Raw genomic sequence first — 16,071 nt, forward strand, 5'->3', positions numbered from 1 at the left:
CTGCGCGAGGAAATGGACGCCCCGGTCGCGTCGTTTTTCTCCAGCTGCATCCATTGCGGGCTCTGCGCCACCGCCTGCCCGTTCTACGTGGAAACCGGGGACCCGAAATACACCCCCATCCACAAGCTGGAGCCCATGCGCATCCTCTGGGAGCAGGAATTCACCTTCTGGGGCAAGCTCAAGGGCACACTCCGGGAGAAGCTGCCGCTGGAAAAGTGGGGCCTGGATAAGCTTCTTGCCGGCAAGCAGGTCACCGACGCGATGCTCGCCGAATGGGAGCCGCTGCTGTACGACTCCTGCACCATGTGCGGGCGCTGCTCCATGGTGTGCCCCGTGGGCAATGACATCCAGTACATGATCCGCAAGGCCCGCGAGGGTCAGGTGGCGAGCGGGCATTCGCCGGAGGGGCTCATCGCCGCCTCCGTGCGCGCCGTCAACACCGGCAGCCCCATGGGCCTCAAGTGGAAGACGCTGGAGGTGCAGATCAAGCACGTGGAGCAGTCCACGGGGCTTCCGGTGCCCATCGACACGCAGGGCGCCGACTATCTGGTGCTGCTCTCCTCTATGGAGATCATCAACTTCCCGGAATACCTGGAAGCGCTCACCAAGATCTTCGATCACGCCGGCGTGAGCTGGACGCTGAGTACCCAGTGCTTTGAAGCCACCAACGCCGGCATTCAGATCGGCTCCAAGGACATCGCCGCGACCCTGGTGCAGCGGGTGGTGGATGCCGCGGAGCAGCTCGGCGTGAAGAACGTCATCAGCCCGGAATGCGGCCACGCCTACACGGCCATCCGCTGGGAGGGGCCGAACGCCATCAAGCGGGCCTATCCCTTCAAGGTGTTCCACATCATCGAGGTGCTGGACCAGCTGCGCGCCGAGGGCCGCATCAAGACCGAGGGCAAGGAGGACGACCGGCTGTCCATGCACGACCCCTGCAATCTCGCCCGCAAGAGCGGCGTGATCCAGCAGCAGCGCAACCTGATGGACCTGGTCGCTGAGGAATTCGTGGACCTGAAGGAGCACGGCAAGATGCAGTGGTGCTGCGGTGCCGGCGGCGGCGTGTCCTCCAACGAGCGCGCCGAGGACCTGAAGCTCGCGGCCTTCAAGAAGAAGAAGGCGCAGATCGAAGAGGTGGAGCCGGACCGCATGGTAACCATGTGCGCCACCTGCCGCACCCAGCTGGAAGAAGGGCTGGAGGAGCACACCATGGACATCCCGGTGGTGGGGCTGACCGAGCTCATCGCGGATCACTTGGTTGATAAGGAGTGAGTGACGAGTAACGAGCCGCGAGTAACGAGTGGCGAGGATCGGGGACCGCGCCGCAGGCGCCTGTTGGAGGCCGCACTGTGGATTTGCTGGACCCCCGACAAGCGGCACTCGAAGCTCGCTCCCCAAACCTCGAACCCCGAAACTCGAAACTCGAACCTCTCCCCCAGCACCTCGGTATTGAACAATGAACGAACGTGTCGTCGTCGACCCTATCACCCGCATCGAGGGCCATCTGCGCATCGAGGCGGAAATGGATGGGCCGAACATCGCCCAAGCCTATTCCTCCGGCACCATGGTGCGCGGCATCGAGACCATCCTGCGCGGCCGCGACCCGCGGGATGCCTGGGCCTACGCCCAGCGCATCTGCGGCGTCTGCACGCTGGTGCACGGTATGGCCTCGGTGCGCTCCGTGGAAGACGCCCTCAACGTGGATGTGCCGCCCAACGCGCAGCTGGTGCGCAACATGATGATCGGCGCCCAGTACATCCACGACCACGTGATGCACTTCTATCACCTGCATGCGCTGGACTGGGTGGACGTGGTCTCCGCACTGAGCGCGGACCCGGCGGCCACCTCGCAGCTGGCGCAGAGCATCAGCGGCTGGCCCAAGTCCTCGCCCGGCTATTTCGCCGACGTGCAAAAGCGCATCAAGGGCTTCGTGGAGTCCGGCCAGCTCGGCATCTTCGCCAACGGCTACTGGGGCCACCCGGCCTACAAGCTGCCGGCGGAGGCCAACCTGATGGCCGTGGCGCATTACCTGGAGGCGCTCGGCTGGCAGCGCGAAGTGGCCAAGCTGCACGCCATCTTCGGCGGCAAGAACCCGCATCCGAACTTCGTCGTCGGCGGGCTCACCTCCCCCATCGACCTCAATTCGGACTCCGCCATCAACTCCAAGAAGCTGGCCCAGGTGCAGGACCTGATCAAGCTGATGCAGCAGTTCGTGGCCCAGGTCTATGTGCCGGACACCATTGCCATCGCCGGCTTCTACAAGGACTGGGCCGAGCGCGGCGAGGGCCTCGGCAATTTCCTCTGCTACGGCGACCTGCCCATGTCCGGCGGGCCCCTGAGCGACACGGCTGACTTCCTGTTCCCGCGCGGGGCCATCCTGAACCGGGATCTCAGCAACATCCAGCCGGTGGACCTGCACGCCGACGGCGAGATCCAGGAGTTCATCGCCCACTCGTGGTACGAGTACGACGCGGGCAAGGAGGCCGGCCTGCACCCTTATGCCGGCGAAACCAACCTGGAGTACGACAAGCGCGGCGGCGTGAAGCCGCCCTACAAGCAGCTCGACGTGGCGGACGGCTACTCCTGGCTCAAATCGCCGCGCTGGAACAGCGCATCCGTCGAGGTCGGCCCGCTCGCACGCATGCTGCTGCTCTACGCCGACACCAGCGCCCAGGCCCATCCACAGGCCAAGGAGCTGGTGGACTCCACCCTGGCGCAGCTCGGCCTGCCGGTGGATGCCCTGTTCTCCACGCTCGGGCGTACCGCCGCACGGACGCTGGAGTCGCAGATCGTCGCCGACGCCATGCAGGGCTGGTACGACCAGCTCATCGCCAACGTCAAGGGCGGCGACACCAAGACCTTCGCCGAGGCCCTGTGGCAGCCGTCCAGCTGGCCGAAACAGGCCCAGGGCGCCGGCTTCATGGAGGCCCCGCGCGGCGCGCTGGGGCATTGGATCGTCATCGAGGACGAGAAGATCGCCAACTACCAGGCCGTGGTGCCCTCCACCTGGAACGCCGGCCCCCGCGACCCACAGGGCATCCCCGGCGCCTACGAGGCCGCGCTCCAGGACAACACCCAGCTGCATGACGCCAAGCAGCCCATCGAGATCCTGCGCACCATCCACTCCTTCGACCCCTGCATCGCCTGCGCCGTGCACCTGGCCGACCCGGAGACGGGTGAGTCCATCGAGATCAAGGTGAGCTGAGGCCGCCACCCGACAGGGCCGCCGCGCGGCGGCCCTGCCTCTGAGTGCTGCCTGGAGCGGGCCGTCGCGCGAGCCGTGTCGTCGGCATGGCGGCGGACTGCGCGGTCGCTCCAGAGACCGTCGGATCAGTGCCCGGTGTCCTGTCCGCCGGTGCTCGCCGTGTTTGCGCCGCCCGCCGCACAGGCGACGCGCCAGGCGAGACGCAAGCCGCCGGCTTTGCGATCATTCGGGGCGTTCACTGACAACGGCCTCGGGTGGTCACCTTGTTCCGGCATATCCATCCCCTGCTGCTGCTCTGCGCTGCCCTGATCGCGCTCGCTCCACCCGCCTTTGCCGGGGAAGACGCGGCCGCCGCGCGCCCGCAGGAGCTCGTCTTTCTGACGTGGGCAGACTATATCGATCCCGCGGTGGTCGCCGGCTTCGAGCGCGAGTACGGCGTGCGCGTGCGCGAGGTGCACTTCGAGAACGACGAGGTGCGCGACGAGGTCATGGCCCAGACCGGCGGCGCGGGCTTCGATGTGCTGCTGGTGGACGGCACGGGCATCGATGCCTACCTGAGCCGCGGCTGGATCAGCGCCCTGGAGCCGGGCGCGGTCCCCAACAGCGTCCACCTGGACCCGCGCTGGCTGCCGCGCGGCGCAGCGGCCGGGCGCGCCGCGGTGCCCTATGTCTGGGGCACGCTCGGCATCGCCTATCGGCGCGACCTGATTGATCGGGACCTGCGCGCCTGGATGGACCTGCTGCGCCCGCACCCGGACCTGGACGGGCGCATGCTCATGGCCGCCGACAGCCTGGATCTGCTCGGCATCGCGCTCAAGGCCCTCGGCCACTCCATGAACAGCGAGGACCCGGCGGCGCTGAAGGCCGCGGGCGAGCTGCTGCTGGCCCAGGCGCCGGCGGTGCGCCGTTACGGCGCGCTCGGCCTGGGCAAGGAGTCGGAGCTGCTCACCGGCACAGTGGCCGCGGCCATGACCTACAACGGCGACGCCGCCGCGCTCATGGAGCACAACCCCGCGGTGGCCTATGTCGTGCCGCAGGAGGGCAGTGCCCTGTGGGTGGACTATCTGGCCGTCGCCGCCGCCAGCCAGCGCAAGTCCCTGGCCAGCGCCTTCATCGACTACCTGCACCGCCCGGAGGTCGCCGCCCGCAATGCCCGGGCCATCCATTACGCGACGCCCAACCGGGCCGCGGAGGCGCTGCTGCCGGCGTCCTTCCGCGCCGATCCGCTGGTGTACCCCGACGCGAAGACCCTGGAGCGCTGCGAGCCCTATCGGCCGCTCTCGCCCGCGTCCCTGCGCTCGCGGGTGCAGATCTACTCCCAGGTGGTCCACGGGGGCTGAGCCGTGCGCCTTCAGGCCAAGCTGGCCCTGGCGCTGGTGCCGCTGGTGGCGGGGCCGGTGCTGCTGCTCGGCTGGCTCGCCTACAGCACCCTGGGTGCGGATATCGAGCGCGACGCCGCTGCCGACCTGCATGGCGTGGTGCACGTCGCCGCCGGCGCGGTGGAGCGGCTGGTGTCGCGCTCCCGGGCCAACCTGGAGGTGTTCGCCCGGCTGCCGGAAGTGGAGCAGTACGCCCGCTCCGCTGACGACCCGGACCGGTACTACCTGCTGCAGCCCGGGCTGCTGCGCCTGCTGCATGGCTTCCGTGAGGCCTATCCCGAGTACCTGGACATCCGCTTCCTGCTGCCGGACGGCACCGTGGATGCGCGCGCCACGGCCCGCGGCTGGGACGCAGGCCCCGCCGTCGGGAGCCGCGATGCCGAGGCAGCGGCGCGCACCGGCGCAGGCGAGCCGCTCAGCATGGTGCTGCATGCGCACGACGGCGAGCCGGTCATCGACCTGCTGCGCCGCATCGAGCTGCCGGACGACTACCGCATGGCGCCGGCGGGCGATGCCCGCACCCGGGGATTCCTTGGAATGACGGTCTCCCTGGAGCCGGTGTACCGGGAGCTGCTGAGCCTCCCCTTCTGCACACGCGGCCATCTGCTGCTGGCTCTGCCCGACGGCACGGTGCTCTTCGACACCCGCGCGGGACAGCCCGCGGCGAGGCTCGCAGACGTTCCGAGGCAGCTCCCCGCGGCGCCCGCCGCCGCTGGCCGGCACCGGCTGATGGAGGGCCCGGAGCGCCTCGTCGCGAGCCACACCCTGAGCCCCGGCCTGGATCTCTTCGCAGTGCTGCCCCGCAGCGAGCTGCAGGCCCCGCTGTGGACGCTGAAGCTGCAGACGCTCGGGCTCACGCTGGCGGCGGTGATGCTGCTGGGGGCGGTGCTGCTGGCCTGGCTGCGCGGCCTGGTGCTGGCGCCGCTTGCGGCCCTGCGCGGTGCCGCCGAGCGCATCGGCGCCGGCGAGCTGCGCCCCAGCATCCGCGTGCGCTCGGACGACGAGCTGGGGCAGCTCGCAGGTGCGGTGCGCGACATGGGCGAGCGCCTGGCCGCAGCGCACAGCCAGATGGAGCACCAGGCCTTTCACGACCACCTCACCGATTTGCCGAACCGGCGGCTGATCCGTGAGCTGTTGTCGGAGGAGCTGGAGCGCGCCGAGCGCGCCGGGGGCGCCGGGGGCGCCGGGGGCGCCGTGGCGATTTTGTTCATCGACATCGACGACTTCAAGCGCATCAACGATGCCCTCGGCCACGCTGCCGGGGATGCGCTGCTGCGGGCGGTGGCGGAGCGACTGGGCGCACTCTCGCGCACACTGGAGCGACCACAGCGCACCCATCTGGCGCGCCTGGGCGGCGATGAGCTGCTGCTGGTGCTGGCAGATGCCGTCGAGCCCGATGTGGCAGCGGACATCGGGGCGCGGGCGCTTGCGGCGGTGGCCAGGCCGGTCACGCTCGGCGAGCTGCGGCAGGTGGTCACCGCGAGCATCGGCGTCGCGCTCTTCCCACGCGACGCAACGGACGCGGACGGTCTGATCCGCGCCGCTGACCTCGCCATGTACGCCGCCAAATCCCAGGGCCGCAACACCATCTGCTTCTACTCCGCGGAGCTCAACGCCCGGGTGGCGGCCCGCCTGCGCCTGGAGAACGGTCTGCGCCAGGCCCTCGCCCGCCAGGCGCTGCGCCTGCACTACCAGCCCATTGTGGACCTCGCCAGCGGGCGGGTGGTGGCCTTCGAGGCCCTGCTGCGGTGGCGGGACCCGGACCTGGGTGACGTGTCCCCGGCCGAGCTCATCCCCATTGCCGAGGACACGGGCCTGATCCTGCCCATCGGCCGCTGGGTGCTCGGCGAGGTGTGTCGGCAAATCGTCGCCTGGCGCGCCCGGGGCTGCGCCACGGTGCCCGTGGCGGTCAACGTGTCCGCCGCACAGCTCAACCGCGAGGACCTGGCCCCGATCATCCGTCAGGTGTTGGCGGACTACGATCTGACACCGGCCGACCTGGTGCTGGAAGTCACGGAGTCCGTGCTCATGACGCTCGACACCCAGAGCGAAGCGCGCTTCGCCGCCCTCCGGCAGCTCGGCGTGCCGATCCATATCGACGACTTCGGCACCGGCTGTTCGTCCCTGTCCTACCTGCACCGGTTCCAGTTCGACTGCATCAAGATCGATGCGGGCTTCATCGGCGGCGTGACAGAGCCGGGCGATGCGCGCATCCTCGTGACCGCCATCATCGCCCTGGCGCATGCGCTGGACACGAAGGTCATCGCCGAGGGCGTGGAGACCCCGGCTCAGGCAGCCGCGCTGACGGCGCTCGGCTGCAAGCTGGGGCAAGGCTACGGCTATGCGCGGCCGCTGGCAGAGGATGCCGCAGGGGCGCTCGCGGGGCGGCGGCTGGCGGTCGCCGACTCCGCGCAGACAAGCGGCCCGATCGAGTACCGGGCAGCCGGTCCAGCGCAGGTCTCCGGCACGGTCGTCGGCTGATCCGCGAGGGGGACGGCATACCCGCACAGCACACCCAGGTTTGCCTCGGCCCGGACCCCGCCGATAAGCTTCGAGCATCCGCAACGCCTGCTTCAGGACCACACATGAACCTTATCCGCTCCCGGATCGGCGCCCTCGGCGTCGCCACGCTGGCCCTGGCGCTTCAGGGCTGTCTGTCCGTGCCCGTCAACCTGCGCTCCGAGCCCGCCGGCGCCACCGTGCGCGCAAACGGCAAGGCCATTGGGACCACGCCCATGCAGATCACCGCGGATCGCGTGTTTCCGGCCAAGCGCCGCGGCATCGGCTGGGAGCGGGAAGGCACGCTCACGCTGGAGCGCCCGGGCTGCACGCCCAAGACGCTCGAAGTGGACAACGACACGCTCAAGCGCAGCCTCACCGTGGACCTGGAGTGCCGCCCTGACGCACCTGCCGTGGTCAGCACCGGTGCCACGCCCGCGCCGACACCCGCCGCGGCACCCGCGGCGCCCTCGCCCACCGGCGCGACGGCCCAGCGCCTGCGGGAGCTGGAAGGCCTGCGCAGCCAGGGCCTGATCACCGAGGCCGAGTACCAGTCGATCCGCAGGCGGATACTGGACCGGCTGTAGGCGGCTGTTGCCCATCTTCGTCCCGACTGCCCGCAAGCCCATCCTTGTCCGACAGACACTCCCCGCGCGTCATCGTCGGCCTCTCCGGCGGCGTCGACTCCGCCGTGGCGGCGCATCTGCTCGCCGAGCAGGGCTTCGCCGTGGAAGGCCTGTTCATGAAGAACTGGGAGGAGGACGACGCCCCCGGCTACTGCTCCGCCGCCGCGGACCTGGCCGATGCGCAGGCGGCGGCGGACCGGCTCGGCATCCCGCTGCGCACCGTCAACTTCGCCACCGAGTACTGGGACCGGGTGTTCGCGGCCTTCCTCGCCGAGTACCGCGCGCTGCGCACCCCGAATCCGGACGTGCTCTGCAACAGCGAGATCAAGTTCCGCGCCTTCCTGGACCACGCCCTGGACCTGGGGGCCGCGCGGATCGGCACCGGCCACTATGCGCGGGTGACGCATGCGGCGGACGGCAGCCGCCTCAGACTCGCCCGGGATGCGGGCAAGGACCAGACCTACTTCCTGCATCGGCTCACACAGCGACAGCTGAGGCACGCCCTGTTCCCGCTGGCGGACCTCACCAAGGCGGATGTCCGCGGCATCGCCCGCGGGCTCGGGCTTGCGAACGCGCAGAAGAAGGACAGCACCGGCATCTGCTTCATCGGCGAGCGGCGCTTCGCGGACTTCCTGGCGCGCTGGCTGCCGGATGCGCCAGGCCCCATCGAGACGCCCGAGGGCCGGATCCTGGGCGAGCACCGCGGGCTTGCCTGGTACACCATCGGCCAGCGCTCCGGGCTCGGCATCGGCGGCGTGCGCGAGGCCGGCGAAGCACCCTGGTTCGTCGCCGCCAAGGACGCCGCGCGCAACGCGCTCATCGTCGCGCAGGGGGCCGGACATCCCCTGCTCTACGCCCGGGGCCTGCGCGGCGAGCAACTGCACTGGATCGCCGGCGCAGCGCCGGTGCCCGCAGATCGGCTGCCGTTCACCTGCCTGTGTCGGCTGCGCCATCGTCAGCCGCTGCAGCGCTGCACCCTGGTCGAGTACGATACGGCCCGTTGCCGCGTCCGCTTCGCCGAGCCGCAGCGCGCCGTCACGCCGGGGCAGTCCGTGGTGTTCTATCTGCGGGATGAATGCCTCGGCGGCGCCGTGATCACAGCCGCAGATTAGGCGTCGCCGACGGCGCAGGGCACCCTGGGTGATCGCCGTTGCGGATTGTCCCGGCCCTGCCCCCATATCAGCCGGACCGGCGGCTGCGCCAGACACCCGCAACGCCCTCGACACTCGCCCCTCGCAACTCGCCACTCACGATGGAACACACCGACCAAGACCGCCTCATTGCGCTCGCCGGCCTGCACCAGGCGGCCTACTGCGTCCAGCGCATCGCCAACCGCGGCAGCGTCGACACGGCGCAGATGGAGCCCTGCATCTACAGCCTGTTCCAGATCGACGCCGACGACGTGCCCGCGGTCTACGGCGAGCCCGGGGCAGTGGCGACGGGCGCGCGCCAGGTGGTGGCCCAGCTCACCGGGGAACCGGCGCGGGAGATGGAGCTGACCCGCTACGTCATCGCGCTCATGCGCCACGAGCGCAACCTCGCCGGCCGCGGCCGGATGCTGCAGGAGATCGCCCGCCGCATCCAGGGCGCAGCCGCCGCCCGCGGCGACCTGCCGCTGCTGGACCGGGAGGTGCTCGCGGGCCTCGCCGGCATCTACCAGGACACCATCAGCAAGCTCACCCCGCGCATCATCGTTCGCGGCAACCCGCTGTACCTGCAGAACCCGGACAACCAGGACCGCATCCGCGCCCTGCTGCTGGCCGGCATCCGTGCCGCCCTGCTCTGGCGCCAATGCGGCGGCAGCCGCTGGCAGGTGCTGCTGGGCCGGCGCAAGATGCTCGACGCCGCACGCGCCTATCTGCGGGATACCGAAAGCGTCTGAAAGTATTTTCCTCCTCGCGAAGCGCCTGCTTCGCGACCAGGGACCAGAGAGCGCAGCGAGTAGTCCAACCTCCACGATGCGCAGGCCAGCCGCATCCTGCGTGGCCCCCCCGAGGGAGTTGCAGTGCTCAATCGCTCCGGGACGCCAGGACGAAGTCCCCAAGGAATGCGAGCCGCCCCAGGGGGCTGGCCTTACGCGCATAGCGCTCGTCGGCGGTAATGAGCGTGGCCTCACGCTCCAGCGCAACGGCGTGATAGAGCGTGTCGAAGAGGTGTTGGTCCAGGTCCACGGCGAGCCGCGCCGCGCGCAGCAGCACCGAATGCTCATCGCAGACCTGAAGCTCCAGCGCATCGAGTAGGCCGGACGCTCGCTCCAGGATATCCGGGTTCAGTCGCACCACGACAGCCGTGGTCTCCAGCAGCCAATGTACTGGCTGGATCACGTCGATGCGGCCCCGGCGAACCGCGTCCAGGACCTCCAGGGCCCGGTCCGCGTGCGGCTCGACCAGCGGGTCCGGAAAGACCCACTTGACTGCCACACTGGCATCGATCACGGCCCTCACGGGCGCCCATCCTCCCGCGCACTGCGGATCTCCTGATCCGACCTTGGTTGCTGCTCCGCGCGCAGCGCCAGCAAGGCATCGATCGCGGCTGCACGCCGCTGCTGGCGCCGTCTGTCCTCGATCGCCTGCCGCATCAGAGCGGTCAGCACAGCGCTCTTGTTCTCACCCGCAAACAGGGCGTTGAATTCCGCTTTGACCTCGTCGGGCACGCTGAAGTTGACTGTGGCCATCGATCTTTGCCGTAAAGTTGTTGATGATTTCAACACACACTAGCCGGACCGACCGGCGGCCGCAAGCGCAATAACATCCGGTTTGGCGGCGACGCGCATCGCCAGATGTCTTGCCTCGGGCGTCCTGTCCGCCGCCCGGTTACATCCAGATTCAAACAGGCCGCCGTCGAAGACCCTGCGCCACCGGCTCACTTCCTGAGCCTGTGTTGCTGGTAAAGTCCGCAGCACGCGATGCAGTCGTCTTATCGTGCACGAATCAGCCATGCCCACAGGGAACAGCGCGCTCTACTTCGACAGCGCGGCCACGACCCGCGTCGCGCCGGAGGTCTGCGCGGCCATGCTGAAACATCTGGAAGGGACCGGCGCCTTCGCCAACCCGTCCTCGGCGCAGCATGAGGCCGGGCGGCTCGCCGCCGACGGCGTCGAGCAGGCTCGTGCAGACGTCGCGGGCGAGCTGTGCTGTGCCACCGACGAGATCCTCTTCACTTCCGGCGCGACAGAGAGCATCAACCTGGCCCTCCGCGGCGTGATGCTGGCCAATGCGCGGCACGGGCGGCACCTCGTCACCACCCAGATCGAGCACAAGGCGGCACTGGCCTGTTGCCAAGCCTTGGCGGACGAAGGTTTCGAGATCACCAGGGTCCCGCCCGGCCGGGACGGTCGCGTCGATCCGGCCGCGATTGCAGATGCCGTGCGTCCCGACACGCTGCTCGTCTCCGTCATGCACACCAACAACGAAACCGGTGTCATGCAACCGATGCAGGAGATCGCCGCGATTGCCGAGGACCGCGGCGTGCTGCTGCACGTCGATGCCGCGCAGGCGGCCGGGAAGCTGCGTATCGACCTCACGCAGACCCCCATCGACCTGCTGTCGCTGTCGGCCCACAAGTTCCACGGGCCCAAGGGGATCGGCTGCCTGTTCGTGCGGGATCGCGGGCGGCTGCCGCTGCGACCGCTCACCTTCGGCGGCGGCCAGGAGTTCGGCCTGCGGCCCGGGACCCTGCCGACACACCAGATCGCCGGCCTCGCCGCCGCACTGAGGCTCGTCTCCGAGCATCGCGACCGGGACCACCAACAGGTGAGCCGGCTGCGCGCACGCTTCATCGAAACGCTTTCCGCACAGGTGCCGCTGAGCGTCCACGGCGCCGCGGACGCCACATCGCCTTATATCGTTAACCTCTCGATCCCCGGCATCCGCAGCGATGCCCTGATCAACCAATGCGCCTCGGAGATCGCGATCGCGTCCGGGTCGGCATGTTCTTCCGGCACCGTCGAGCCGTCCCACGTGCTGCGCGCCATGGGCGTTGAGGGCGATCTGCTGTACGGAGCGGTACGCGTCAGCTTCGATCGTTACCATACCGCGGCGGACATCGAGGCGGCTGCCGGCGCCATCGCCCAATCTGTCAAACGCATCAGAGAGTTAGACGCCTGAGTGAACATCGACCCCAAGCACACCGCGTTCGGTCGGCACGAGACCTTCCCGCTGCGCTACGCCTGGCTGACCAAAGGCTACAGGGCCGTCACCGAGCGCCCGGACATCTTTGCGCAGCCGGACCGAGCCATGGTCAAGCTCGGTGTCGGACGCAACATGGTCAGTGCCATCCTGTACTGGCTCCAGGCGGCACGCCTGCTCGACTACGCGGACGGGGAGGCAACCCCCACCACCCTTGGACAGGTCATCCTTGGCGATGAGGGCGATCGTTTCCTGGAGGACGAGGCCACACTCTGGGTGCTGCATTGGCTCATCGCCTCCAACAGCCGGCTGGCGACCGGCTTCTACTGGTTCTTCAACCGCTTCGCCCTGCCCCGTTTCCGCGAGGACGAGCTGCGCGCCGGCCTGACCGATTTCGTCGCGCGCGAGCTGCGCATCGAGCGCTCCGCCAGCACCCTGAAATCCGACACCTCGACCCTGCTCAGAATGTACGCACCCGGCGACCCGACCGAGCCAGGCCGCGGCGAAGATCATCTCGACACGCCGATGAGCCAGCTGCGGCTGGTGGAGCAGACCGGCCAGGGCCGGGAATTCCTCAGCCTCCGGAGCCCGCGCCCCTTCCTGCCGCCGCTGGCGCTGCATGTCGCCCTCGCCGAGTGCTTCGCGGACGATCGCCAAGGTCGGCCGGCGATACCCGTCCGCGACCTCCTCTACGGCCGTGACGACGGCGCCGCCCCGGGCGCGGTCTTTCGCCTCAGCGAAGACGGCCTGATGACGGCGCTCAATCGCGTCATGCGCACCTGGCCCGGCTGCTACGAGCTGCGCGACACCGCTGGCGTCCACCAGCTCTATCGCGTCCGCGACGTCGCAAGCCCGGAAGCCATCCTTGAGGACTACTACCGGCAGGATGCAGCAGCGTGAGTACATCAGCCGCCCAGGTGCGTAACCTCGATGCGCCGGCCGTCCTGCCCGCCGACGGACGGCTCTCGGAGCACATCGGCATCGGTGCTGGATTCCGCCGCTCCATCAACCTGGAGCGCGATCAAGACGCCGCCGATCTGCTGCAAGGCTATGTGCCCACGTCGCGCGCCCTGGCCGCGCTGGAACAGCTCGCCGATGGCCTGGACGGCCACGCCGCCGGGCGTGCGCTGGCGCTCATCGGCCCATATGGCGCCGGCAAGTCCGCGTTCGGATTGTTCGCAGCCGCGCTGCTCGGTCCACCGGACGCCACCGGCAAGACCATCGCCGACGCCAAGCTCCGCCATGCGGCGCCAGACCTGGCTAAACGCCTGCGTGCCACAGGCCACAGCGCACACGGCTTGCTGCGGGTTCAGGTCAACGGCATACCGGACTCCCTGATCCGCCAATTGCTGCTCGCCCTGGCCCGCGCCGCGGAGCAGGCGGCGCTGCCCGCAACGCTGATCAAGCGCATCCGGGCCGCGGCGCGGCCTGGCACCCGCATGGACCATGTGATCGACCTCATCTCCCAAACCCGGAGCGCCTGGGCAAGCGCCGGCGGAAGCGGCGTGCTGATCCAGATCGACGAGCTGGGAAAGCTGTTGGAGTTCGAGGCCCAAGGCGGCGACCGCAGCGAGATCCATCTGCTCCAGCTGTTGGCAGAAAAGGCGGCCGAGCCCAGCGACGCACCGCTTTGCATCCTGGTCATGTTGCACCAGGCCTTCGAGCACTACGGCGCGCGCCTCGGCAAGACGCTCCGCGACGAGTGGAAGAAGGTCCAAGGCCGCTTCAGCGCAGTCGCCTTCCTGGAGCCCGCAGAACAGTCGCTGCGGGTCACCGCCGCCGCGTTCAACCGCGATGCGGACCTCGGCGAGGGCCTGAAATCCGAAATCTTCGACATCACCAGCCGATTGGCTGAATGCTCCGCCCTGCCACTCGGCCTGGACCTCGCCGGCGCCACAGAGCTGTTCGAGCACTGCTACCCGCTGCACCCCACCACGCTGCTGATCCTGCCCGTGCTCTGCCAGCGCGTGGCCCAGAACGAGCGCACACTGTTCTCCTATCTGGCCAGCACCGAGCATTTCGGCCTGAGCCGGCGGTTGCAGGAACTGCGGCCAGGCGACTGGATCGGCCCCTGGGAGCTCTACGACTACTTCATTCTCAACCAGGCCGGCGGCTTCTCCGATCCCCTCACTTACCACCGCTGGGTGGAAGTCATCACCGCCCTGGAGCGCTGGGACGGCCATACCGAAGGGGACGGGGACGACGCCGCGGTGCGGCTGCTCAAGACCATCGGGCTTCTGAACCTCGTCGGCGCGCAACGGGGCCTGAGGGCCTCGGAGGCCGTGCTGCGGCTGCTGTTCGACGACGCCCTCGACGGGCTGCTGGAGGCACTGCAAGCCGCATCGATCATCCACTTCCGCGGCTTCGCGCAGGAGTTCCGTGTCTGGCAGGGCAGCGACTTCGACCTCCATGGTGCCCTGGAGCAGGCCGCCGCCGAACAGAATGAGCGTTCGCTGGCCGACACCCTCAACGCCCTTGCCCCCCTGCCCCCGGTGGTCGCGCGCCGGGCCAGCATCGAGACCGGTACGCTGCGCAGTTTCCAGGTCCGGTTCACATCCGCCGAACGCTGGCCACCGGCCCGCACCGACGCCGAGCTTGACCTCTTTCTGTACCTGGCCGAGCCCGGCGAACAGCCCGAGCTGCACGACGCCCCCGAACGCGCCGTGGTCGCCGTCTGCCAATCCACCGAGCGCCTGCGCGAGCTGGTGGCCGAGTGGCAGGCCCTCACAGAGCTGCCCCGGCAGCACGCCCAACTGCAGCAGGACCCAGTCGCCAAGCGCGAGCACCGGGCCTGGCTGGAGCACGCCGAGGCCGATGCCATCGGCGCCATCCGCGCCCTGCTGGAGTCCCCGGAGCACCTGCGCTGGCACTTCGACGGCGAGCATCAGCCCATCGCGTACCGGCGCATGCTGCAAACCGCGCTCTCGGACTGGGTGATGCAGCATTGCTTTCCGCTCACCCCGCGTATCAGCAACGAGCTGATCAATCGCGAGCGCCTCTCCAGCGCCGCCAGCACCGCGCGCAAGAAGCTGCTCGCCGCCATGCTGTCGGCAGCGGACCAAGACGGCCTGGGCATCGCCAAGACGCCGGCGGAAAAGAGCCTCTACCTGTCGCTGCTGCGCGAGAGCCGCCTGCATCGCCCCGGTACCGACGGCCGCTGGGACTTCCACCCACCGGACCCGAACCACGACCCCTGCCGACTAGGCCCGGCTTGGCGCACTATGCATCGCATCCTGGGCGAGGCCGGGCAACGCCAGGTGCCGCTGCCGGAGATCTACGCCAAGCTCCAGGCACCGCCCTACGGGATCAGGCTGGGCGTGCTGCCCATCCTGCTGGTCACCTACCTCATCGCCCACCGCCGCGAGACCGCGCTCTATCAGGAGGGCGCCTTCAGCGAGCAGCTCAGCATTGCCCAGGCCGAGCTCCTGTGCCGCCGGCCGGCGCTGTTCGCCATCGAGCGATTTGAGCTCAAGGGCCTGCGCGCCGAGCTGTTCCAACGCTACCTCGGCTCCATTGTCGGCAACCTCGCCGGCGATGCCACCCTGCTCGATATCGTCCGCCCGCTGATGCGTTTCGCCCAGCAATTGCCCGAGTACAGCCAGCACTGCGACGGCCTCAGCGCCGAGGCCGAGCGGGTGCGCGCCGTCTTCCGCCAGGCCAAGAGCCCGGGGCAGATGCTGTTCACCGAGTTGCCCCGCGCGTGCGGCTTCGACCCCGACAGCTTGCGGCTCGCCGCAACCGACGTGACAGCGCCGGCGACGGCAGCTCACCGTCGGCACCGACCAACCCCACACCCTCGACCACATAACCGGACAGGTGGAGATCGACTCGGTTTGTATCGGCGTCCGCCATGGCCGCAACCACGTCATCGTCACCGAGGCCAAGCGCGGCCCCTTCGACAGCATCGCCAGGCACAAGCTCGCATACGCCGTCTGGTCGGTCCGCAGCAACATCCCCGACGACATCCCGATCATCGCCATCTGCTGCTGCGCGTCACCGACACGGATCAGGGACTGGAATTCAACGTCGCCGAGTGCGCCATCGACGACGGACGCGACGGCGTGCCAAGCCTGCACTCCGTCGAGCCGATCGGGCATCGGCGGCTGCGGTTGCGGAGTCTGGTCGGGTGAAGCGGCGCCGCGCACGTCCCACCCGTTCCCTTCGAGCGGCATCGCAAGCCGCGGCCACAGCCCGGCCGCGCCGACTGCGCCAAGTCCTTGCCTCGCACGGAAGCC

Annotated in this window: 12 protein-coding genes; 10 read left to right on the forward strand and 2 right to left on the reverse strand. The window is 69.2% G+C overall.

The features are described 5' to 3' along the window. The first annotated feature begins 12 nt into the window (after positions 1 to 12). The 7 genes from QZ607_RS06160 (at position 13) to hflD (ending at position 9,591) form a co-directional block, all read left to right on the forward strand. Positions 13 to 1,272, forward strand: a complete 1,260-nt coding sequence (locus QZ607_RS06160; protein ID WP_295881016.1) for a (Fe-S)-binding protein — start codon at positions 13 to 15, stop codon at positions 1,270 to 1,272. 184 nt (positions 1,273 to 1,456) lie between these two features. Beyond that, positions 1,457 to 3,205, forward strand: a complete 1,749-nt coding sequence (locus tag QZ607_RS06165; protein ID WP_295880845.1) for a nickel-dependent hydrogenase large subunit — start codon at positions 1,457 to 1,459, stop codon at positions 3,203 to 3,205. A 263-nt stretch (positions 3,206 to 3,468) separates the two neighbouring features. Further along, a complete protein-coding gene (locus QZ607_RS06170; protein WP_295880848.1) occupies positions 3,469 to 4,545 on the forward strand; it encodes a spermidine/putrescine ABC transporter substrate-binding protein in 1,077 nt (358 codons plus the stop codon). Between the two features lie 3 nt (positions 4,546 to 4,548). Beyond that, positions 4,549 to 7,065, forward strand: coding sequence for an EAL domain-containing protein (locus tag QZ607_RS06175; protein ID WP_295880850.1), 2,517 nt, complete (start codon positions 4,549 to 4,551; stop codon positions 7,063 to 7,065). A 104-nt stretch (positions 7,066 to 7,169) separates the two neighbouring features. Further along, the gene (locus tag QZ607_RS06180; protein WP_295880854.1) at positions 7,170 to 7,670 is read left to right on the forward strand and encodes a hypothetical protein; all 501 of its coding nucleotides are present in this window, start codon (positions 7,170 to 7,172) and stop codon (positions 7,668 to 7,670) included. 44 nt (positions 7,671 to 7,714) lie between these two features. Next, positions 7,715 to 8,821, forward strand: a complete 1,107-nt coding sequence (mnmA, locus tag QZ607_RS06185; protein ID WP_295880856.1) for a tRNA 2-thiouridine(34) synthase MnmA — start codon at positions 7,715 to 7,717, stop codon at positions 8,819 to 8,821. Positions 8,822 to 8,961: 140 nt separating this feature from the next. Continuing rightward, positions 8,962 to 9,591, forward strand: a complete 630-nt coding sequence (gene hflD, locus QZ607_RS06190) for a high frequency lysogenization protein HflD (protein WP_295880859.1) — start codon at positions 8,962 to 8,964, stop codon at positions 9,589 to 9,591. A 127-nt stretch (positions 9,592 to 9,718) separates the two neighbouring features. Here hflD and QZ607_RS06195 read toward each other — a convergent pair whose 3' ends face one another. Both QZ607_RS06195 and QZ607_RS06200 read right to left on the reverse strand, forming a co-directional pair. Continuing rightward, positions 9,719 to 10,153 carry a type II toxin-antitoxin system VapC family toxin gene (locus QZ607_RS06195; RefSeq protein WP_295880862.1) on the reverse strand — a complete coding sequence of 145 codons (435 nt, stop codon included), beginning with the start codon at positions 10,151 to 10,153 and terminating at the stop codon, positions 9,719 to 9,721. Then, positions 10,150 to 10,383 carry a hypothetical protein gene (locus QZ607_RS06200; RefSeq protein ID WP_295880865.1) on the reverse strand — a complete coding sequence of 78 codons (234 nt, stop codon included), beginning with the start codon at positions 10,381 to 10,383 and terminating at the stop codon, positions 10,150 to 10,152. Before QZ607_RS06200 ends, QZ607_RS06195 begins: the two co-directional genes overlap by 4 nt. A 262-nt stretch (positions 10,384 to 10,645) precedes the next feature. On the opposite strand from QZ607_RS06200, the gene QZ607_RS06205 reads away from it, so the two are divergent. The 3 genes from QZ607_RS06205 to QZ607_RS06215 are packed head-to-tail and all read left to right on the forward strand — an operon-like array spanning position 10,646 to position 15,966. Next, entirely contained in the window at positions 10,646 to 11,815 is a 1,170-nt protein-coding gene (locus QZ607_RS06205) for a cysteine desulfurase family protein (protein ID WP_295880867.1), read from the forward strand. Next, positions 11,816 to 12,736, forward strand: a complete 921-nt coding sequence (locus QZ607_RS06210) for a DUF4007 family protein (protein WP_295880869.1) — start codon at positions 11,816 to 11,818, stop codon at positions 12,734 to 12,736. Then, complete coding sequence (locus QZ607_RS06215) at positions 12,733 to 15,966, forward strand: hypothetical protein (protein WP_295880871.1); 3,234 nt, start codon at positions 12,733 to 12,735, stop codon at positions 15,964 to 15,966. The genes QZ607_RS06210 and QZ607_RS06215 overlap by 4 nt, the downstream gene beginning before the upstream one ends. Positions 15,967 to 16,071 lie beyond the last annotated feature (105 nt).

This window comes from uncultured Thiohalocapsa sp. (assembly GCF_913063425.1).
In the GTDB taxonomy this organism is placed as follows: Bacteria; Pseudomonadota; Gammaproteobacteria; order Chromatiales; family Chromatiaceae; genus Thiohalocapsa.